A 19225-nucleotide genomic window follows, 5' to 3' on the forward strand; every position below is an offset into this window, starting at 1 on the left:
CGTACGGGACCCCGGGCGGCCCGGGCGATGTGCCCGGCCGTACTCGGGGCGGGCCCCGGGTGCCTGGCGGCGGCGGGTGACCGGAGCGGAGCGGGGGCGCAGCGCGTGTCACGGCGCTGCCGGGCGCCCGGCGAGGTGAGATGGCTGCTGTGCTGCGCTCCGATGACTCCCGACGCGATGACGCCCGCCGCCTGCCCGTGTACGCCCTGCACCTGGCCGTGACCGCCCTCGGCTACTGCGTGGCCGCACGGATCGGCCTGCTCAAGCAGATCGCCGTGGAGAGCGCGGTGGTCACCCCGCTGTGGCCGGCCACCGGCGTCGCGCTGAGCTGCGTGGTCCTGCTGGGCCTGCGGGTGTGGCCCGGCATCGTGCTCGGCGACCTGCTGCTGCTCGCCACGATGGGACCGCTCAAGCCGGTGAGCGCGGTCCTGCTCGCCGGCAACACCCTGGCGCCGGTCTGCGCCTATCTGATGCTGCGCCGGGTGGGCTTCCGCCGGGAGCTGGACCGTCTGCGGGACGGGCTGGCGCTGGTGTTCCTCGGCGCGCTCGGCGGCATGCTGATCAGCTCGACGGTGGGGGTGCTGGTGCTGCTCACGACCGGGCAGCTCCCCTCGGAGGAGTTCTGGCCGGTGTGGACGGCGTGGTGGACGGGCGACGCCATGGGGGTACTGGTGTTCGCGCCGCTGCTGCTCGCGCTGAGCCGGTTCCGCATGCCGCAGTGGGACGGCTTCCGTACGGCGGAGGCGGCTGCCCTGACGGTGGCCGCCGTCGCGGTCACCCTCTTCGCCACCCGCACCTCGCTCGGCATGCTCTTCCTGGTCTTCCCGCTGCTGATCTGGGCGGCGCTGCGCTTCCAGCTCGCCGGGGGCGCGCCGGTCGCCGCGCTCATTTCGGTGTCGGCCGTGATCTCCGCGACCGACCGGGTGGGCCCCTTCTCCGAGCACTCGCTGATGGAGGGCATGGTCGTGCTCCAGGCGCTGAACGGTTCGGCCGCGCTCACCGGCCTGCTGCTCTCCGCGATGGTCACCGAGCAGCGGCACGTACGCGAGGGCATCGAGGACGTCTGCGTGGAACTGGCCGAGATCGTCGACCAGTTGGCCCCCGGCACGGCGCCGCGCAGATGGCCGCTGACGGGGAAGGGGCGCCAGCAGGAGGAGCACTGACGCCGGCCCCGTGAAGTGGGCCGGCGCCTCTCTGATCGGCCCGGCCCTCGCTCGTCCCCCAGCTTCCGGTCAGCCCGGCTCCCGCCCCTCCCCCGGCCTCCGCTCCCGATCCCGCCGCCCGTCCCGCGGCTGCGCCCTGCGCCAGATCAGCACCATCCCCACGGCCAGCACGACCAGGGCCACCAGCACGATCGCGCCCTTGACCAGGAGGTCGAGCAGGAGGTGGTGCAGCAGCTCTTCGCCCTCGCCTGCCACGTACGGGGTCATGGCGTACGAAGTCATGCCGTACGAGGTCATCGCGAGCCGTCACGGCGCGACCCGCTCCCCGAGGCGCGGCGGTCGGTGTCCTCCAGCCAGCCGGCGAGGAGGCGGGCCGCACCCGCCGAGGCGCGGGACCTGCCGCCCCTGGCGCCGCCGGTGTCCAGCCTGTCGGCGACGGCTCGGGCCGCGGGTGCCGCGCCACGGCGTACCCGGTCGACGCGGGCACGGTCCAGGCGCCCGCGGCGCTTGAGGAACAGCGCGATCGCGAACAGGACCAGGGCCAGCACCACCAGCCCGCCCACGACCAGCGCGAACCTGACGAGAAGCACGGTGAGGACCGTCTGCATGGCGTTCTCCTTCGGCTGCGGTCGGCCGCGATTTTTGTATCACAGCCGTGATACAAAGCAATTTATCACGGGCGTGATACAAAGGCGCCATGCCCAGACAGGTGGATGCGGCGGCCCGGCGCCGCGCGGTGGTGGACGCGCTCTTCCGCGTCGTGGTGCGGGACGGCCTCCAGCGGGCCTCGCTGCGCGCGGTCGCCGACGAGGCGGGGCTCAACATCGGCTCCGTACGGCACTACTTCGGCAGCCAGGCCGAGCTGATGCGCTTCGCGATGCGCTCGATGATCGACCGGGTCACGCGGCGACTGGAGGACCGTCTCGCCGGGCTCGGCGATCTGGACGCGCTCGGCGCGGATGAGCGCCGGCGGGTCGCCGTCGAGCTGCTGGCCGAGCTGCTTCCGCTGGACGAGGGGCGGCGCGCGGAGATCACCGTGTTCCTCGACTTCGGTGTGGCGGCGCGCACAGAGCCGGGGCTCGCCGACCTCGCGGCCGAGGCGGCGCGCGGCACGCGTGCGCTGGCCCGCAGGGCGCTGGCCGGGCTGAGCGGGGCCGGGGCGGTACGCGACGGGCTCGACCTGGACGCCGAGACGGACCGGCTCGCCGCGCTCGTGGACGGCCTCGGCCTGCACGGCGTCCTGCACCCGGACACGCTCTCCCCGCGCCGCTGCCGCGCGGCGCTCGCCGCGCATCTGGAGCAGCTCGCGCCGGGCGGCGGGGCCGGGGGCTGAGCGCGTCGGCTTCCGGCTTCGGCTGAGCGCGTCGGCTCTCGGCTTCGGCTGAGCGCGTCGGCCTCGTACGACGTACGCCTCGGGCCTCGGTGCCCGTCTCGTACGCCTCAGGTGCCCGCGTCGCAGCCCGTCACGTGCCCGCGCCGCAGCCCGGTGCGCTCATGATCCGCTCCAGCGCGGCGTCGAAGGTCGGCGCGGGGCGGAAGGTGTCGTTGAGCCGCAGCACCGTGAGGGTGCGGAGTATCGGGCGGTGCGGGCAGACCAGGGCCAGGCGGCCGCCGCGCTCGGCGACCCGGCGGCGCGCGCGGACCAGCAGCCGCACTCCGGAGCAGTCGAAGAACTCCACGGGGGTCAGGTCGATCACGACCCGCGGGCGCGGCATCGCGGTGGCCGCGTCCAGGTGCGGGATGACCTCGGGGAGGGCGGCGATGTCGATACTGCCGCTGAGTTCCAGCACGGTATGCCCGTCCCTGCGATAGGTGCGGGAAAGGCGTGCGGGGAGGTCGGGTCGGAGCATGGCGGCGTCACACCTCGCTGGCTGGTGTCCCATCTCGCGCTTCGCAGCAGAGGACGGTGAGCAGGACAAGGGAACGGGACCACCGGGGTCTGGGGTGACGCCGTCCGGCGAGCGTAGGAAAGAACCGCCCGACAAGGGATCGCAAAAACGGTATTGCGGATACCTAATTCCCCCGTCTGAATGAATCTCCCCCATGACTCTTGACAGGCATTCTGCCGCATCTCCCCTCATGAGCGGGCGAGTTGACGCGGGGCGGCGGAATGGGCCGCTCCACCGAGGCCAAGTCTGGGCGCCCTGACGTGTGTTGGGGGTGATGTGCGAAATTGTGCTGATGGGGTTTTACAGAGGAGACCAGTACGGCGGGGGACAGTTCGGGGGGCCGCATCCCGGAGGGCCGCAATTCGGCGGACCGCAGTTCGGCGGGGCGCCGGTCCATCCTTCGATGATCCCGGCGGATCAGGTACGGCCGCGGAGGCTCTGGTACGGGGTGGCCGCGGCACTCGGGGTCGTACTGGCAGGTGTGGCGGTCGCCCTCCTCGTGGTGACGGTGAAGGGGGCGACGGGGGTGATCGACCCCGACAGCGGCTTCCGCGCCGGCAGCTCGCGCACCCTCCAGGTCACGGCGGGCGAGAAGAAGGCGGTGTACGTCGAGCAGACCGGCGCGGGGAAGGTCGACTGCCGCGCGCGGGGCACGAGTTCGGGCAAGGTGACCCGCCCTGACAGCACCTTCCACGTCACCCTCGGCTCCCGCACCTGGGAGCGCGTCTTCGAGCTGCACCCCGCGCGCAGCGGCTCCCTCACCCTGACCTGCACCGCGGAACGCGAGGCCGAGTTCGCCGTCGGGGAGCCGCCCGAGGTCGGCAGCATGGTCGGCGGCATCTTCGGCACCGTCGGCTTCGGCCTGGCCGCGCTCATGGCCCCCGCCGCGATCTGCATCGTCACGGCAGTACGCCGCAACACCAACCGCCGCAACCTGGCGGCGACGTGGCACGGACCTCCGCCGCACGTCAGGTGAGGAGCGCGACGAGATCCGGCGCGAGCGAACCGACGCCCACGAATATCGCGATCCCGCCCACGGTCCTGACGGTTCCCACCGTGGCCATGCCCGGCCTCTGATACCTCGCGAGGAGCCCGTACAGGCGTGTGGCAGACCCCTTGAAGTCGGTCACCAACAGGGCGCCGAGCACGATCGCCAGAAGGGGCATGACCCTGAGGAACACGGGACCGGTCCCGCCGGCCCCACTCACACCCTCCGCCAGGAAACCGGTCGCCACGAGCTCGGTCATTTCTTCCCGTCGGGGGCGGTGACCTGCCAACTTCCCATCACGGCGCGCACTCTACCCAGCGCTCCGGCGGAAGCGTCGACGGGCCTGCCACCGCATGGGGCCGGTCACGAACGCAGGTCTCACTCCACCTCCGTCACCGCCTCAGCGAACTGGGACTTGTAGAGGCGGGCGTAGGCGCCGTCGGCTTCCAGGAGTTCGTCGTGAGTGCCCTGTTCCGCTATCGCGCCGTTCTCCATCACCAGGATGATGTCGGCGTCGCGGATCGTGGACAGGCGGTGGGCTATCACGAAGCTCGTGCGGCCGTGTGCCAGGCGGGACATGGCGCGCTGGATCAGCACCTCGGTGCGGGTGTCCACGGAGCTGGTCGCCTCGTCCAGCACCAGGATCACGGGGTCGGCCAGGAAGGCCCGCGCGATGGTGAGGAGCTGCTTCTCGCCCGCGCTCACGCCGGTGCCCTCGTCGTCCAGCACGGTGTCGTACCCGTCGGGCAGGGTGCGGATGAAGCGGTCGGCGTGTGCGGTGGCGGCGGCCCGTTCGACCTCGGCGCGGGTGGCGTCCCGCTTTCCGTACGCGATGTTCTCCGCGATGGTGCCGTGGAAGAGCCAGGTGTCCTGGAGCACCATGCCGATGTTGGCGCGCAGTTCCTCGCGGTCCATCGCGGCGATGTCCGTGCCGTCCAGGAGGATGCGCCCGCCGTCCGTCTCGTAGAACCGCATCAGCAGGTTGACCAGCGTGGTCTTGCCCGCGCCCGTCGGGCCGACGATGGCGACGGTGCGGCCCGGCGTGACGGTCAGCGACAGGTCCTCGATCAGCGGGCGTTCGGGGTCGTAGCGGAAGGAGACGCGGGAGAAGTCGACCCGGCCGTGGAGCTGCGCGGGCCTCAGCGCCTTGGCCTCCGGGGGCTCCGGGGACTGCTCCTCCGCGTCCAGGAGCTCGAAGACGCGCTCGGCCGAGGCCACCCCGGACTGCACCAGATTGGCCATCGAGGCGACCTGCGTGAGCGGCTGGGTGAACTGGCGCGAGTACTGGATGAAGGCCTGCACGTCGCCGATGGACAGGGCGCCCGAGGCCACCCGGAGACCGCCGGCGACGGCGACCAGCACGTAGTTGAGGTTGCCGACGAACATCATCGCGGGCTGCATGATCCCGCTGATGAACTGCGCCTTGTAACCGGCCCTGAACAGCTCCTCGTTGTGCTCCGCGAACGTCTCGGCCGACTCGCGCTGCCGCCCGAACACCTTCACCAGCGCGTGCCCCGTATACATCTCCTCGACGTGCGCGTTGAGCTTGCCCGTCGACTTCCACTGGGCCACGAACTGCGGCTGCGCGCCCTTGCCCACACGGGTCGCCACCAGCACCGAGAGCGGCACCGTGACCAGCGCGACCAGCGCCAGGAGCGGCGAGGTCCAGAACATCACCGCCAGCACGCCGACCACGGTGAGCAGCGAGGTGACGAGCTGGCCCAGCGTCTGCTGGAGGGTCTGGCCGAGGTTGTCGATGTCGTTGGTGACGCGGCTCAGCACCTCGCCGCGCGACTGCCGGTCGAAGTAGGAGAGCGGCAGCCTGGCGAGCTTCTCCTCGACCCGGGCGCGCAGCCGCCGCACCGTGAGGTTCACCGCACGCGCCGACAGCCGCCCCGCGAACAGCGTCAGCAGCCCGGCCACCACGAACGCGCCGAGCGCGAGCAGCAGCACGCCGCCGACGGCCCCGAAGTCGATGCCCTTGCCCGGGGTGAAGTCGGCCCCGGAGAGCATGTCGGCGATGCGGCCCTGGCCGTGCTGCCGCATGCCCTCCAGCACCTGTTCGCGGCTGGCGCCCTCCGGCATCTTCCGCCCGACGAAGCCCGCGAAGACGAGGTCGGTGGCCCGGCCGAGGATCTTCGGCCCGAGCACGTTGAGGGTGACGCCGAGCAGCGTGAGGCCCAGCATGCCCAGCAGCGCCGCGCGTTGGGGCCGGAATTCGCGCAGCAGCCGCCTGCCCGAACCGGCGAAGTCCATCGCCCGGTGCTCGGGCCCGCCGCCCGCCATGCGGGCCATCGCGCTCATGCCGCCTCCTGCTCGGTGAGCTGGGAGAGCACGATCTCCCTGTACGTGGCGTTCTCCTCCATCAGGTCGCGGTGCCGCCCGAACCCCGCGGGCCTGCCCTCGTCCAGTACGAGGATTTGGTCGGCCTCCCGTACGGTGGCGACGCGCTGGGCCACGATCAGCACCGTGGCCTCGGCGGTCTCCCGGGCGAGCGCGGCGCGCAGCGCGGCGTCGGTGGCGTAGTCGAGGGCCGAGAAGGAGTCGTCGAAGAGGTAGATCTCGGGGCGGTGCACCACCACCCTGGCGATGGCGAGGCGTTGGCGCTGTCCACCGGAGACGTTGCCGCCGCCCTGGGATATGCGCGCGTCAAGACCGCCCTCCATCGCGGCCACGAACTCGCGTGCCTGCGCGACCTCCAGGGCGTGCCACAGCTCCTCGTCGGTGGCCTCGGGCCGCCCGTACCGCAGATTGGAGGCGACGGTCCCGGCGAACAGATAGGGGCGCTGCGGCACCAGGCCCACGGTCTTCGCCAGCAGCGCGGGATCGAGCCCCCGCACATCCTCGCCGTCGACCAGCACCTCGCCCTCGGTCACGTCGAAGAGCCGCGGCACGAGGCCCAGGAGCGTGGACTTGCCGCTGCCGGTGGAGCCGATCACGGCGGTGGTCTCGCCGGGCCTGGCCAGCAGGTCGACGCCGGTGAGCACGGGGGCCTCGGCGCCCGGATAGCGGAAGCCGGCGCCGCGCAGCTCGAGCCGTCCGTGGCGGCGGAGTTCGCGCACGGGCTCCAGCGGCGGGAGCACTCCGGGCTCGGTGTCCAGCACCTCGTGGACGCGCTCGGCGCACACCTCGGCGCGCGGCACCATCATGAACATGAAGGTGGCCATCATCACGGCCATCACGATCTGCATCAGATAGGCGAGGAACGCGGTGAGCGCGCCGATCCGCATGCCGCCGCTGTCGATGCGGTGCGCGCCGAACCACACCACCACGACGCTGGAGACGTTCACGACGGTCATGACGATGGGGAACATCAGCGCCATCAGCCGCCCGGCACGGAGCTGCACATGCGTCAGCTCGGCGTTGTGCTCGTCGAAACGGCGGCGCTCATAGGAGTCGTTGACGAAGGCGCGGATCACGCGGATTCCGGTGATCTGCTCGCGCAGCACCCTGTTGACCTCGTCGAGACGTTTCTGCACGGTGCGGAAGAGCGGCCGCATCCGCCGCACGATCAGCGACACCGCCACGGTCAGCACCGGCACCACGCCCAGCAGCACGCCGGAGAGCGGCACGTCCTGGCCGAGCGCCATCACGATGCCGCCGACGCACATGATCGGCGCGGACACCATCAGGGTGCAGGACATGAGCACGAGCATCTGGATCTGCTGCACGTCGTTGGTGGTGCGGGTGATCAGCGAGGGGGCGCCGAGCTGCCCCATCTCGCGCGCGGAGAAGGACTGCACCCGGTCGAAGACGGCGGCCCGCACGTCACGTCCGACGGACGCCGCGGTCAGCGCCCCGTAGCGCACGGCGGCGATGTTGCAGACCGCCTGCACCACCGAGACGCCGAGCATCACGCCGCCGAAGCGGACGATGTGGCCGGTGTCCCCGCGCACGACGCCGTTGTCGATGATGTCGGCGTTCAGCGTGGGCAGGAAGAGCGTGGCGCTGGTCTGCACGAGCTGGAGCAGGACCAGGAAGAGCACGGGACGCCCGTACGGGCGGAGACGAGCACGGAGCAGACGTATCAGCACACCCAATCCCCCGAGGAACGAGCTGACGGAAACCCCCTCATCCTCGGTCATCGGCCGCGCTGTCACCTTCAACTCCCGGCAAAGTCCTGTCAGCTCGCTGCGATACTTCCGCCATGTCCGAGCACTCCACCGCGCGTCCCGCGCCGCGCTCGGCCGAGGCCGTCGCGGCCCGGCTGCGCGCCGCCGGCTGCGTCTTCGCCGAGGAGGAGGCCCGGCTGCTGCTGTCCGGCGGCCCGTCGGACGCCGAGCTGGACGCGAGGGTCGAGCGCCGCGCCGCGGGGCGCCCACTGGAACAGGTGCTGGGCTGGGCGGAGTTCTGCGGGCTGCGGATCGCCGTGGAGGAGGGCGTGTTCGTGCCGCGGCGGCGCACCGAATTCCTGGTACGGCACGCCGCGGCCCTGGCGCCGCCGCGCGCGGTGACGGTCGACCTGTGCTGCGGCTCGGGCGCGCTGGGCGCGGCGATGGCCTCGGGGGCGGCGGGCGGCTTCGCCGGGGACGCGGCGCCCGAGGTGTACGCGGCCGACATCGACCCGGCGGCGGTGCGCTGCGCGCGGCGCAACCTCGCGGCGTACGGGGGCGACGGGTACGCGGACGGCCGGCGGGTCGGCGAGGGCGACCTGTTCACCGCGCTCCCCGGAGAGCTGCGCGGCCGCGTGCAGGTGCTGCTCGCGAACGTGCCGTACGTGCCCACGGACGAGATGGCGCTGCTGCCGCCCGAGGCCCGCGAGCACGAGGCGCGGGCCGCGCTGGACGGCGGCGCCGACGGGCTCGGCGTGCTGCGGCGGGTGGCGGCCGGAGCGCCGGAGTGGCTGGCGCCGGGCGGGGTGCTGCTGTTCGAGACGAGCGAGCGGCAGGCGCCGGAGGCGGTGCGCGTCGCCGAGCGGTGCGGGCTGGCGCCGCGCGTGGAGCAGTGCGCCGAGCTGTACGCGACGGTGGTGACGGCGACGCGGCGGGACGTGTCCTGACATGCCGCGGCCCGGCCGCCGCGAGGACGACCGGGCCGGGGCGTGGGCGTCAACTGCCGTGCGGCGTACGCGATTTTCTGAGGTCGACCTCCGGCGCGGACTCGTGGGGGTCGGCGTCCGTCGTGGGCTTGTGGAGGTCGGCGTCCGCCGCGGACTTGCGGAAGTCCACCTCCGTGGCGGCCGCGGCTCCGACCTCGGTCTGGGCTTCGGCGTGCGGTGCGGGCCGCTCTGTGATCTCCCCGTTCTCGATGTGCCACACCGCGTCGGCCCGCGCGGTGAGGCGCGGGTCACGGCTCACGTACAGCAGGGTCCCTGCGTACTCCCCCAGGAGCCCGCCGATGTCGGCGGGCCCGGCCAGCTGGTCGGGGCCCAGCTCGTCCAGCAGCAGCACGCGCGGGCCGCTGCGCAGCGCCCGCGCGAGGGCCACGTGGTAGCGCGACGCCGCCGAGAGCCCGGCGCCGCCCTCGCCGACCTGGGTGGTCAGGCCGTGCGGGAGCACGGTGTCCAGGACGTCGTCCGCCGCGCCCGCTCCCTTCTCCATGTCGCGTCCCGCGGACTCGCCGTGCCGCAGGTTCTTGCGCACGGTGCCGCGCAGCAGCGGCAGTTCGGGGCTGACCAGGCGTACGGCCCGGCGCACCGACTGCGGGTCGCAGCGGGCCAGGTCCTGGTCGTCCACCAGCACGGCGCCCGCGTCCGGCACCTGGAGCCGGGCCACCAGCGCCAGCAGCAGGCTCTTGCCCGCGCCGGGCGGCCCGGTCACCGCGATGCGCCGCCCCGGCTCGGCGGTCAGGTGCACGCCGTCGCCGTCGGGGCCGCCGTCCAGCACCCCGTCGACGCGCAGCCCGTCCAGTTCCAGGCGCCCCGGCCCCTCCACCAGCTCGGGCGCCCGGCGCGGGCCCCTGAGCTGCGCGGGGTCGCCGAGCACCTCGGAGATGCGGGCGCGGGCCACCTGGAAGCGCTGCCAGTACACCTGGCAGCGGGCGAGCGCGAGCAGCGGGCCGCCGAGGAAGCCGACCAGCGGCAGCAGCGCGGCCAGCGTCCCCGCGGGCGAACCGTCGGCGAGGGCCACGCCGATGACGGCGAGGTAGGTGCCGATGCGGCAGCCCTCGGCGACGGCGGCGACCGCGCCGACGAACCCCTCCTCGCGCACCATCGCCGCGCTGTAGTCCTTGCTGCGCCGCCGCAGCTCCCGGCGTTCCTTGCCGACCCGGCCCAGCGACTGCATCACGGCCGTGTACGTCACCCGCTCGTTGACGAAGGAGGCGACCCTGCCGTTGCGCCGCCGGGTCTCGCGGAGCTGACCGCTCAGCCGCCCGCCGAGCACGTACACGCAGCACGCCCCCGTCAGCAGGATCCCGGCCGTGACCGCGCCGCCCACCGGTGAGAAGAAGGCGAGCGCGGTCACGGTGCACACCACGAACACGCCGTCGGTGAGCAGGCTGGCCATGCCGCGGCTGACCCACATCCGCAGCGCGGAGGAGTCGCCGGTGAAGCGGAGGACGGTGACGCCCACCGTGCGGCGCCTGGTGCCCCAGGCCACGCTGCCCGCGACCTGGTCGAAGAGGCGCATGCGGACGCTGTGCACATAGCTCTGCGCCAGCCGCTCGGCCAGCGGCGGGAACACCGCGCGCAGCGCGACCGCCGCCACCGCCGTGAGGGCGGTGGCGGCGATCAGCACCGCGGCGGAGAGGTGCGCGAAGGGCGCGTAGATGCCGTGCTCGGGGTCGGAGGCCCTGGCCCCGGCGCGGTCGGCGACCATGTGCGCCAGTACGGCGAAGGCGACCACGCACACCGTCTGCCCGAGCCCGACCAGGAGCAGCCCGCCCATGAGACGGACGCGGACGCTGCCCAGCGGGCGGGGCATGCGGGCTGCGCCCGCCGCGACGTCGGGCGCGCGCGGCCCCGGCCCGCGCGCCGAGGGGGACCGGGCGTCCGGGCCGGGGGCGTGGGTGCCGTGCGGGGGCTCCGTCATGCCGCCGGCCTCGGAGTCGAGGTCGGGGTCGATGTCGGGGCCGGCGTGGACGTCGAGGCCGGAGCCGACGTCGGGACCGACGTGGGGCTCGGGGAGCCGGAGAGCACCTCCACCGGCGCGGCACGCCCCCGTACGCCCTGCTCGTCCCCGGCGCGCTCCCCCGCGACCTGCGCCCAGTCGCCCGCGTCCCCCGTCCACTCGACGACGGGGACGCCTTCCTCCTCGGCGACCGCGGGGCGCACCTCGGCGGGCAGGAAGGTGACCGCGTTCGCCGGCTCCTCCAGGGCGTCGGTGGCGATCACCGGTACGTCGGCGAGCGCGGCCACCTCGGCGACGGCCAGCGGCGAGGAGGTCACGCGCCCGGTCAACGCGGCCACGGGCAGCCCCCGTTGGCGCAGCTCGCGCACCCCGACGGCGCCGCCCATCGCGTCGCCCGCGGCGAACAGCGCGCTGTGCACCAGCTCCTGGAACTCCGGCGCCGCCAGCAGCTCCGCCGTCTCCCGCTGGAGCAGCCCGTCGGCGATCTCCAGCACGATCACGTCGGCCACGTGCTCGGTCAGGTCGGCGACCAGCGCGCGCAGGGTGCGTACGACCTCCTCGCCGGACAGCCGGTACGTGCTGGGGTGGCCGACGTCGGTGAAGTCCAGCACCTGCGAGGCGCCGGCGCTGGTCATCCGCCACGGGTCGCCGGGCGCCCCGGTGCCGGTGACCTTGGCCGCGCCCACCCGGTAGCCGGCCACGCTCAGCCCCCGGATGAGGGAGGCGCAGGCCGTGGTCTTGCCCGCGTTCATGGAGGTGCCCAGCACGGCGACCACCGGCGGGCAGCTCGCGGGGAAGGGGAAGACGGGGCGTGCCAGGTCGCGGAGGTTGATGCGGGTGCCGCGGTCGTCGGTGAGCAGTCCCACGGGGCACAGCCGGGTGGGCGAGGACATGCGCTCGTGCCGGGAGACCACCCGCGCCGCCAGACCGCCAGCCGCCGCCAGCTCGCAGGGCCCGGTGTCCGGGGGCAGCTCGGCCTCGTACTGGTCGGGCGCGTACCGGCTGCCGTACGCGATCACCACCTCGTCGCCGAGGAACAGCGGCGTCCGTCTGCCCTGCGCCTGGCCAAGCGCCTTGTGGAACCCGAGGTCGGTGACCCGGCACAGCACCAGGTCGCCGGTGCGGGGGCGCTGGTCCCTGCGCTCGTCCAGCCGCAGCGCGTGGTCCCTTCCGTAGCCGGCTTCGAGCAGGCCGCGGGCCACGTACGACACCTTCGCCGGCAGTCCGGCACGCGATTCGATGCACACCCTGTCCACGCTGATTCTCCTCAGGTCTGGGGGAACGGCCCGGTGCCGGTCCGGGGAACGGCCCTGCCGGACGAGAACGCCCACCGCCCTCGCTCTCACATGATCGAATTCAGCGCGCGCGAACGCCCCGCCCTGCTACTCCCCCTGACGTCCACCCCCCGGTGAAATGACCCGATTGGTCGAAAGCCCTACCGGCACCGGATCTCACGGAGCGTCAGCCGGAGCCCAAGGGTTCGGCCGCGGAGGCGCGGCCGGGCGGCCCGCGATCTGCCCTACGGCGTACGGGAGTTGAGTGGCCGACCCGGCCGTCCTCAGGAGCCGGTACCGCCGCGCCGCCGCGCACGGTGCGCAGCGACGTTGACCCGGTTGCCGCACACCTCGGGCACGCAGTACCGGCGCCGCCCCGCACGGCTCACGTCCACGAACATCCCGGAGCAGCGCGGCGAGGCGCAGCGCCGGAAGCGCTCGTGGCTCAGCGCCCGGACCACCCCGAGCAGGCCGACACCCACCACGCACGCCAACTCCTCGGCGAGCGTGGCGTCTTGGCGCGTGACGGCGCACCACTGCCACTGGCCGCCCGCGTCCCGCCGCAGCGCACTGCCCGCGCCCGCGCGGCCGACCAGCGCGTTCGCCCCGGCGACGGCCTCCTCTTCGCCGTCCGCCTCCAGCACCGAGCGGACCTCGCGGCGGAGCGGGAGTACGTGGCCGAGATCCTCGGCGGAGGGCGACCTGGAGCCGGGCGCGCCTCCGTGCGGTTCTTCGCCCAGCGCGTGCTCAACGAGGAAGGTGCGCAGGTCAGTTGGCGTGGCCAGGCCGTCATCTCCGGTGCTGCGCACGTCGGGTGAGGTGTTGACCAGCGCGGTGGCCACACCGGCACCCCAGGCGTAATCGGAAAACGGTATGTACACGCCTTACTCCCTGCCCTACGGTAACCGGAGAACGTCAAGTTTACCCCTTAGCCCGGGAGTTGCTCCGCCATGCCCGCATCCAGCACAGCCCCCGTATCCCCCACCGAAGACGCCCTGTGGCGGCTTCCGGACCGCGTCCGCGTCTCCGGGGGCGAGGTGGCCGCCGGGGTCTTCGGGGACGGGCCGCCCGTCGTTCTCGTCCACGGGACGCCCGCCTGGTCGTATCTGTGGCGCGGCGTCGTGCCCCAACTCGCCCGCACCCACCGCGTGTTCGTGTGGGACATGCTGGGCTTCGGCGACTCGCGCACCGCGCCGCACGCCGTTCCCTCGATCGCCGAGCAGGCCCGTACGCTCGCCGAGCTCGTGCGGCACTGGGGCCTGGAGAACCCCGCGCTGGTCGGTCACGACATCGGCGGCGGCGTGGTGGTCCGCGCGCATCTGCTGCACCACGTGCCGGCCCGCGCGCTGGCGTTGCTGGACGCCGCCGTGCTCGGGCCGTGGAACACGCCGTTCACCGAGCACCAGCAGCGGTACGCGGAGGCGTACCGGACCATGCCGGCCGACGTCTTCGCCGACCTGATCGCCACCCGGATGCGGACGGCCACGCACCGCCCGATGAGCGCGGAGACCGCGGAAGCCTACCTCGCTCCCTGGTACGGAGAGGCAGGTCAGGGGCGGTGGGTCGACCAGGTCGAGGCCGTCGGTCACCACGACACCCGCGAAGCGGTGGAGCGCCTCGGGCACATCACCGCGCCCACCCTCGTGCTGTGGGGCGCCGAGGACACCTGGCTGCCCGCCGCCACAGCGGACCGCCTCGCCGCGGCGATCCCCGCCGCGCGCCGCGAGACCGTCCCCGGCGCCGGGCACTTCCTCCCGGAGGACGCGCCCCGGGAGACGGCGGCGGCGCTGGGGCGCTTCCTCGCGGGAATCGGAGGGTGAGTCCGGTCCGCGTCAGAGCACGAAGCCCTCCGGGAACGGGTCGTCCGGGTCCAGCAGGTACGTGGACTGGCCCGTGATCCAGGCGCGGCCCGAGAACTCCGGCACGACCGCGCGCACCCCGGGCACTCCGGGCGCCCCCGGCGCCCTGTCCCCTCCCCCGACCTCCGCCGTGCCGGTGAGGCGGCCCGTGAAGCGGGTGCCGATGAAAGACTCGTTCACGAACTCGGCGTGCAGGGGGAGTTCACCGCGCGCGTGGAGCTGCGCCATCCGCGCGCAGGTGCCGGTGCCGCACGGCGAGCGGTCGAACCAGCCCGGGTGGATGGCCATGGCGTTGCGCGAGTGCTTGGCGTCCGAGCCCGGCGCGAGGAACTGCACGTGCTTGCACCCCGCGATGCCGGGATCGCCGGGGTGCACGGGCCGGTTCTGCTCGTTGACCGCCTCCATGATCGCGAGCCCCGCGGAGAGGATCCGCTCCTTGTACGCGCGGTCGTACGGCAGCCCGACGCTCTCCAGGTCCACGATCGCGTAGAAGTTGCCGCCGTACGCCATGTCGTAGCGGACCGTGCCGAGCCCGGGGACCTCGACGGCGGCGTCGAGCTGGAGCGCGAAGGCGGGGACGTTGCGCAGGGTGACCTCCTCGGCCACCCCGTCCCGCACCCGGACCCGGGCCTCCACCAGCCCCGCAGGGGTGTCGAGCCGTACGGTCGTCTCCGGCTCGGCGACCTCCACCATCCCCGTCTCGACCAGCACCGTCGCCACCCCGACCGTGCCGTGCCCGCACATCGGCAGGAAGCCGCTGACCTCGACGTACAGCACGCCCCAGTCGGCGTCGGGGCGCGCGGGCGGCTGGAGCAGCGCGCCGCTCATCGCCGGGTGCCCGCGCGGCTCGTCCACCAGGAAGCGGCGCAGCCCGTCCAGGTGCCGGGCCGCGTACGCGCGCCGCTCGGCCATCGTCTCCCCCGGTACGGGGGCGACGCCGCCGGTGACCACGCGGGTGGGCATGCCCTCGGTGTGCGAGTCGACGGCGGCGATGCCGCGCACCGACCTCATCGGACCGCCTCCGCCGTGAGTCCTGTGCCGCTCTCCGTGCTCGCGCGCTTGGCCAGGGCCGCCATCGCCCGGTCCATGTCCGCGTCCACCTGGGCGAGTTGGGCCGCCGACAGCGGTCCGCGCGGCGGGCGGCAGGGGCCTCCGCGACAGCCGACGCGGTCCATGCCGCGCTTGATGGCCTGCACGAACTCCGTACGCGAGTCCCACCGGAAGGCGGCGACCAGCGGCTCGTACAGCGCCCGTGCCTCTTCGAGGCGCCCGGCGCGCGCGAGCGCGTACAGCTCGGCCGACTCCGCGGGGAAGACGTTCGGGAACCCGGCGAACCATCCGTTCGCCCCCATCAGCAGGCTCTCCAGCACCACGTCGTCCGCGCCCGCGACCACGTCGAGGCCCGGCGCGCGCTCCCTGATCTGCAGCACGCGGCGTACGTCGCCCGAGAACTCCTTCACCGCCACCACGTTGTCGATCGCCGCGATCTCCGCGAGCAGCGGGGGCGTCAGGTCGACCTTGGTGTCGAAGGGGTTGTTGTAGACCATGACCGGCAGGCCGGCGGAGGCCACCGCCTCGAAGTGCGCGATCACCTCGGTGTCGTTGGCGCGGTAGAGCGTGGGCGGCAGGCACAGCACGCCGTCGGCGCCGTCCTCGGCCGCGGCCTCGGCCCAGGCGGCTGCCTGGTGGGCGCCGGGGGCGTGTACGCCGACGACGACGGAGCCCTCGTCGCCCACGGCCTCTCTGGCCGTACGGGCCACGGCTCGGCGTTCGTCCTCGGTCAGCGAGGAGTATTCGCCGAGCGAGCCGTTGGGGCCCACGCCGTCGCAGCCGTTCTCGACCAGCCAGCGGCAGTGGGCCGCGTACGCGTCGAGGTCCACGGCGAGGTGGGCGGGGGCGGTGGGGGAATCGCGGTACGGGAGGGCGGTGGCGACGATGACGCCGGTCAGGGGATGGGGAGTGCGGCTCATTCGCGGTCCTCCTGGTGTTCCGTGGCCGGCGCGGCGAGTTCGCCGAGGCGGATGGGCTGGGTGAGGGGGCGGTTGTGCGGGGTTGCTGTGGGGGCCCCTGCGGAGCGACCGCCCACGGCTCGCAGGAGGGCGGTCGTCGGGCCGCAGACGCGGGCCTGGCACGGGCCCAGCCCCGCTCGGGTTTCCAGCTTCGTCACGCGGGGGTCCGTGCCGCCGGGGGCGGATGTGGAGCGGCGCAGGGCTTCGTACGTGGTCTCCTCGCAGCGGCAGATCACCGTTTCTCCGCGCAGCCACGCGTACCATTCCGCGCCCACGGGGTGTGCGCTTGCCAACCGGCGGGCGAAGGCTCTGCCCTGGTCGCGGCTGCGGCGCAGTGCCCTCAGGCGCGGGGCGTCCGGGGCGCCGCCGCCCGCCGCCCAGCCGGCGAGCGCGCCCTCGGCGCGGGCGGCGGGCGCGCCGGCGATGCCGGTGATCTCCCCCGCCGCGTACACGCCGGGAATGGACGTGTGCTGGTCGCCGTCCACCACGACGTACGCGTCCCAGGGCTCGCCGCGCAGCGCGCAGCCCGCCGCGACGGGGAGTTCGAGCTGCGGGGTGAAACCGTGGCCGACGCACAGCGCGTCGGCCGCTACCACGCGTTCGCTGCCGGGAACCACCGACCAGTCGGGGCGCAGCCGCGCGGTGACCGCCTCCTCCACCCGGCCGTCGCCCCGCGCCTCGATCACGGCGCGCGCCGTACGGAAGGGCACACGGTGCCGGGCCAACACGGCCGCGTACCGGGCGAGTTCGCGCGACTTGGCGGCCAGAGCGGGGAGCTCGTACGGGCGCCCGGCCCATCCGCGTACCAGGGTGCCCGGCGTGTTGGCCTCCAGCACGGCGGTCACGCGCGCACCGGTCTCCAGCAGCGTGGCGGCGACGGGGAGGAGGAAGGGGCCCGTGCCCGCGACCAGCACGTCGTCGCCGACGGCGAGGCGTTCGCCCTTGGCCAGCGCCTGCGCGGCGCCCGCCGTGAACACGCCTGGCAGGTCCCAGCCGGGGAACGGCAGCACCCGGTCGTGCGCCCCGGGCGCCAGTACCAGCGCGTCGGGCCGCAGCACCCGCCGCTCCCTCGCGGTGCCGTCGGCGGGCCCGCTCAGCACATGGACGAGGGGCGGCCCCTCGGGCCCGCCGGGGTGCGGGTGCTCCAGCGCCCAGACGGAGGTCTCCGGGAGCCAGGTGCAGCGCGGGTGGTCCAGCACCCGGCGGAGACGGCGGCCGTACGCGGACGAGGAACGCGCGGCGGCGCGATGGTCACCGGCCGACCCCCGGTGGTACTGGCCGCCCGCACGCGGCGCCGTGTCGAGCAGAGTCACCCGTGCCCCGGCCGCGAGCGCCCCCTCGGCCGCGGCCAGCCCACCCGGCCCGGCTCCTACGACGCACACCTGACGGGCAGTCATCCACCCCTCCCGGGGTGCGGCGTCCGGCTCTGGGTCGTGACCGCGTCGCCGTCCGTCGCCGCGCGCAGGCATGCCCGTACGTCCCGCTCCCCGTTGACGGTCAGCAGGCAGTCGAAGCAGACGCCGATGCCGCAGAAGGCTCCGCGTGGCGCGCCCGTCGGGCCGCGGCGCCAGGACAGGCGCCCGGCGGCCAGCAGCACTCCGGCGAGGCTCTGCCCCTCGACGCCGTCCACGTGTTCGCCGTCGACGGTGATGCGGAGCGGCCAGTCGTGGCGGCGTACGCGGGCGTCACGGGCGTCGCGGGCGGGGACGAGCCTCGGACTCATGGGCGCTCCTTGGTAGTCGGCCCTGGTGGCGGGAGAAGCGGCTGGTGCGTGGCGGCCGCCGTGGGGCGGTCAGGGCGGAAGGGGGCCGGGTCCAGTTCCGGCTGTCGGCCGCGCAGCAGGTCGGTGAGCAGGCGCGCGGTGCCGGCGGCCAGGCCGATGCCCGCGCCCTCGTGCCCCGTCGCGTGCCACAGCCCCGGCAGCCGCGGGTCGCTGCCGATGAGGGGCAGGTGGTCGGCCACGTACGGGCGGAAGCCTCCGTACGCGCGCATCACCGGGACCCCCGACAGGGACGGGAACAGCCGCAACGCCTTCGCGGCGATGGCGGACAGCACCTCGGGCGGCGTCCGCGCGTCGAACCCCACGCGCCGCCGCGAGGAACCCAGCAGCACGCTGCCGCCGCGGGTCGACTCGACCACGGCCGAGGTCTGGAGCTCCCCGGCGTCGCTGCCCACCGCGCCCACGTAGTCGGCGTCGTACACCTTGTGGAAGACCGTCGGCGGCAGCGGCGTCGTGACCAGCACCTCTCCGCGCCGGGGCGCGACGCCGACCGGGGCGCCGAGGCGCGCGCCCAGTTCACCGGCCCACGGGCCCGCGGCGTTCACGAAGGCGTCGGCGGCGAGTTCACCGCCGTCGGCGAGCCGTACGGCCACGAGCCGGCCCCCGCGCACCCGCGCGCCGGTCACCTCGCATCCCGTACGCAGCCGGGCCCCGGCCGCGAGCGCCCCGGCGAGCAGCGCTGCCGCCGCGCCGGCCGGCTGCACCTGCGCGTCGTCGGGGTAGTAGAGGGCCGCCGTGTGCTCCTTGGTCACGAACGGTTCGGCCTCGGCGACCTGCCGGGCGTCCAGCGCCTCGGCGCGCACTCCGGCCTCCCGCTGTGCGGCGCCGAACGCTCCGAGCGCCTCGGCTCCCTCATCGGTCGTGGCGAGTACGAGGCCGCCCTTGGGGTCCCATTCGGCCGCTGCCGCGCGGCGCTCGACGTCGGGGCCCTGCGCGCGGAGGCGTTCCAGCAGCTCGGGCCACAACCGGCGGGAGAACTGGGCGAGTTCGAGCTCGGGGCCCGGGCCCTTGTCGGAGACCAGGATGTTGCCCTCGCCGTGCGAGGTGGTGGCTGCGGCCGGGCCCGCGCGGTCGACGAGGACCACGTCGCAGCCGGCAGCGGTGAGTTCGGCGGCGCAGGCGGCGCCGATGATGCCGGCGCCGAGAACCGCCACGCGCGTTCCGTTCATGGAACCCCCAGCGTTCGTTACACCGAACGATTTGAGGCTAGGTACGGGGGTGGGGGGTGTCAACGGTACGTGCGTGTGCGGTGC

The 19225-nt window shown here is 74.0% G+C and carries 19 protein-coding genes; 5 read left to right on the plus strand and 14 right to left on the minus strand.

Annotated features, from left to right (window positions below; all coding sequences use genetic code 11):
* Positions 1-140: 140 nt before the first annotated feature.
* Complete coding sequence (locus tag ABEE00_RS27045; RefSeq protein WP_345748288.1) at positions 141-1163, plus strand: MASE1 domain-containing protein; 1023 nt, start codon at positions 141-143, stop codon at positions 1161-1163.
* Positions 1164-1232: 69 nt separating this feature from the next.
* Here ABEE00_RS27045 and ABEE00_RS27050 read toward each other — a convergent pair whose 3' ends face one another.
* Positions 1233-1445 carry a hypothetical protein gene (locus tag ABEE00_RS27050; RefSeq protein WP_345748289.1) on the minus strand — a complete coding sequence of 71 codons (213 nt, stop codon included), beginning with the start codon at positions 1443-1445 and terminating at the stop codon, positions 1233-1235.
* Positions 1446-1456: 11 nt separating this feature from the next.
* A complete protein-coding gene (locus tag ABEE00_RS27055; protein ID WP_345748290.1) occupies positions 1457-1771 on the minus strand; it encodes a hypothetical protein in 315 nt (104 codons plus the stop codon).
* 89 nt (positions 1772-1860) lie between these two features.
* Between ABEE00_RS27055 and ABEE00_RS27060 the strand changes: the two genes are divergently transcribed.
* Entirely contained in the window at positions 1861-2496 is a 636-nt protein-coding gene (locus tag ABEE00_RS27060) for a TetR/AcrR family transcriptional regulator (protein ID WP_345748291.1), read from the plus strand.
* Between the two features lie 130 nt (positions 2497-2626).
* Here the strand turns inward: ABEE00_RS27060 and ABEE00_RS27065 are convergent, their stop codons facing one another.
* The gene (locus ABEE00_RS27065; protein ID WP_345748292.1) at positions 2627-3013 is read right to left on the minus strand and encodes an anti-sigma factor antagonist; all 387 of its coding nucleotides are present in this window, start codon (positions 3011-3013) and stop codon (positions 2627-2629) included.
* 442 nt (positions 3014-3455) lie between these two features.
* On the opposite strand from ABEE00_RS27065, the gene ABEE00_RS27070 reads away from it, so the two are divergent.
* Positions 3456-4028: a serine/arginine repetitive matrix protein 2 gene (locus ABEE00_RS27070; RefSeq protein WP_345748293.1), complete on the plus strand. Its 573-nt coding sequence runs from the start codon at positions 3456-3458 to the stop codon at positions 4026-4028.
* Here the strand turns inward: ABEE00_RS27070 and ABEE00_RS27075 are convergent.
* The 3 genes from ABEE00_RS27075 to ABEE00_RS27085 form a co-directional block, all read right to left on the minus strand.
* Positions 4021-4218, minus strand: coding sequence for a hypothetical protein (locus ABEE00_RS27075; RefSeq protein ID WP_345748294.1), 198 nt, complete (start codon positions 4216-4218; stop codon positions 4021-4023). The genes ABEE00_RS27070 and ABEE00_RS27075 overlap by 8 nt on opposite strands.
* 200 nt (positions 4219-4418) lie before the next feature.
* Positions 4419-6344: an ABC transporter ATP-binding protein gene (locus tag ABEE00_RS27080; protein ID WP_345748295.1), complete on the minus strand. Its 1926-nt coding sequence runs from the start codon at positions 6342-6344 to the stop codon at positions 4419-4421.
* Positions 6341-8074 (minus strand): ABC transporter ATP-binding protein, encoded by a 1734-nt coding sequence (locus tag ABEE00_RS27085; protein WP_345748380.1) that lies wholly within the window; start codon positions 8072-8074, stop codon positions 6341-6343. The genes ABEE00_RS27080 and ABEE00_RS27085 overlap by 4 nt, the downstream gene beginning before the upstream one ends.
* Before the next feature lie 113 nt (positions 8075-8187).
* Here ABEE00_RS27085 and ABEE00_RS27090 point away from each other — a divergent pair, with 113 nt between their 5' ends.
* Positions 8188-9039 (plus strand): putative protein N(5)-glutamine methyltransferase, encoded by an 852-nt coding sequence (locus tag ABEE00_RS27090; RefSeq protein ID WP_345748296.1) that lies wholly within the window; start codon positions 8188-8190, stop codon positions 9037-9039.
* A gap of 49 nt (positions 9040-9088) precedes the next feature.
* Here the strand turns inward: ABEE00_RS27090 and ABEE00_RS27095 are convergent, their stop codons facing one another.
* From ABEE00_RS27095 to ABEE00_RS27105, 3 genes are all read right to left on the minus strand, one after another.
* On the minus strand, positions 9089-11011 hold the full coding sequence (locus ABEE00_RS27095) for an ABC transporter ATP-binding protein (RefSeq protein ID WP_345748297.1): 1923 nt from the start codon (positions 11009-11011) through the stop codon (positions 9089-9091).
* On the minus strand, positions 11008-12306 hold the full coding sequence (locus ABEE00_RS27100; RefSeq protein WP_345748298.1) for a DUF1611 domain-containing protein: 1299 nt from the start codon (positions 12304-12306) through the stop codon (positions 11008-11010). Before ABEE00_RS27100 ends, ABEE00_RS27095 begins: the two co-directional genes overlap by 4 nt.
* A 302-nt stretch (positions 12307-12608) precedes the next feature.
* Complete coding sequence (locus tag ABEE00_RS27105; protein ID WP_345748299.1) at positions 12609-13205, minus strand: CGNR zinc finger domain-containing protein; 597 nt, start codon at positions 13203-13205, stop codon at positions 12609-12611.
* Positions 13206-13274: 69 nt separating this feature from the next.
* Between ABEE00_RS27105 and ABEE00_RS27110 the strand changes: the two genes are divergently transcribed.
* A complete protein-coding gene (locus tag ABEE00_RS27110) occupies positions 13275-14144 on the plus strand; it encodes an alpha/beta fold hydrolase (protein WP_345748300.1) in 870 nt (289 codons plus the stop codon).
* A 12-nt stretch (positions 14145-14156) separates the two neighbouring features.
* Here the strand turns inward: ABEE00_RS27110 and ABEE00_RS27115 are convergent, their stop codons facing one another.
* Genes ABEE00_RS27115 through ABEE00_RS27135 form a run of 5 tightly spaced genes read right to left on the minus strand, consistent with a single transcriptional unit; the run spans position 14157 to position 19126 of the window.
* Complete coding sequence (locus tag ABEE00_RS27115) at positions 14157-15194, minus strand: proline racemase family protein (protein WP_345748301.1); 1038 nt, start codon at positions 15192-15194, stop codon at positions 14157-14159.
* A complete protein-coding gene (locus ABEE00_RS27120) occupies positions 15191-16153 on the minus strand; it encodes a dihydrodipicolinate synthase family protein (protein WP_345748302.1) in 963 nt (320 codons plus the stop codon). The genes ABEE00_RS27115 and ABEE00_RS27120 overlap by 4 nt, the downstream gene beginning before the upstream one ends.
* Positions 16150-17589, minus strand: a complete 1440-nt coding sequence (locus ABEE00_RS27125) for an FAD/NAD(P)-binding oxidoreductase (protein ID WP_345748303.1) — start codon at positions 17587-17589, stop codon at positions 16150-16152. Before ABEE00_RS27125 ends, ABEE00_RS27120 begins: the two co-directional genes overlap by 4 nt.
* Positions 17586-17915, minus strand: a complete 330-nt coding sequence (locus ABEE00_RS27130; RefSeq protein ID WP_345748304.1) for a (2Fe-2S)-binding protein — start codon at positions 17913-17915, stop codon at positions 17586-17588. The genes ABEE00_RS27125 and ABEE00_RS27130 overlap by 4 nt, the downstream gene beginning before the upstream one ends.
* Positions 17912-19126, minus strand: coding sequence for an NAD(P)/FAD-dependent oxidoreductase (locus tag ABEE00_RS27135; RefSeq protein ID WP_345748305.1), 1215 nt, complete (start codon positions 19124-19126; stop codon positions 17912-17914). Before ABEE00_RS27135 ends, ABEE00_RS27130 begins: the two co-directional genes overlap by 4 nt.
* Positions 19127-19225: the final 99 nt, after the last annotated feature.

Origin of the sequence: Streptomyces odontomachicola, assembly GCF_039605595.1 — a bacterium.
Lineage (GTDB): Bacteria > Actinomycetota > Actinomycetes > Streptomycetales > Streptomycetaceae > Streptomyces.

Coding starts and splice junctions, on each gene's coding strand:
- ABEE00_RS27125 (WP_345748303.1), bottom strand. CDS start 17,589: ATGACTGCCCGTCAGGTGTGCGTCGTAGGAGCCGGGCCGGGTGGGCTG.
- ABEE00_RS27115 (WP_345748301.1), bottom strand. CDS start 15,194: ATGAGGTCGGTGCGCGGCATCGCCGCCGTCGACTCGCACACCGAGGGC.
- ABEE00_RS27090 (WP_345748296.1), top strand. CDS start 8,188: ATGTCCGAGCACTCCACCGCGCGTCCCGCGCCGCGCTCGGCCGAGGCC.
- ABEE00_RS27075 (WP_345748294.1), bottom strand. CDS start 4,218: ATGCCCCTTCTGGCGATCGTGCTCGGCGCCCTGTTGGTGACCGACTTC.
- ABEE00_RS27095 (WP_345748297.1), bottom strand. CDS start 11,011: ATGACGGAGCCCCCGCACGGCACCCACGCCCCCGGCCCGGACGCCCGG.
- ABEE00_RS27110 (WP_345748300.1), top strand. CDS start 13,275: ATGCCCGCATCCAGCACAGCCCCCGTATCCCCCACCGAAGACGCCCTG.
- ABEE00_RS27130 (WP_345748304.1), bottom strand. CDS start 17,915: ATGAGTCCGAGGCTCGTCCCCGCCCGCGACGCCCGTGACGCCCGCGTA.
- ABEE00_RS27070 (WP_345748293.1), top strand. CDS start 3,456: ATGATCCCGGCGGATCAGGTACGGCCGCGGAGGCTCTGGTACGGGGTG.
- ABEE00_RS27080 (WP_345748295.1), bottom strand. CDS start 6,344: ATGAGCGCGATGGCCCGCATGGCGGGCGGCGGGCCCGAGCACCGGGCG.
- ABEE00_RS27045 (WP_345748288.1), top strand. CDS start 141: ATGGCTGCTGTGCTGCGCTCCGATGACTCCCGACGCGATGACGCCCGC.
- ABEE00_RS27060 (WP_345748291.1), top strand. CDS start 1,861: ATGCCCAGACAGGTGGATGCGGCGGCCCGGCGCCGCGCGGTGGTGGAC.
- ABEE00_RS27065 (WP_345748292.1), bottom strand. CDS start 3,013: ATGCTCCGACCCGACCTCCCCGCACGCCTTTCCCGCACCTATCGCAGG.
- ABEE00_RS27120 (WP_345748302.1), bottom strand. CDS start 16,153: ATGAGCCGCACTCCCCATCCCCTGACCGGCGTCATCGTCGCCACCGCC.
- ABEE00_RS27055 (WP_345748290.1), bottom strand. CDS start 1,771: ATGCAGACGGTCCTCACCGTGCTTCTCGTCAGGTTCGCGCTGGTCGTG.
- ABEE00_RS27050 (WP_345748289.1), bottom strand. CDS start 1,445: ATGACTTCGTACGCCATGACCCCGTACGTGGCAGGCGAGGGCGAAGAG.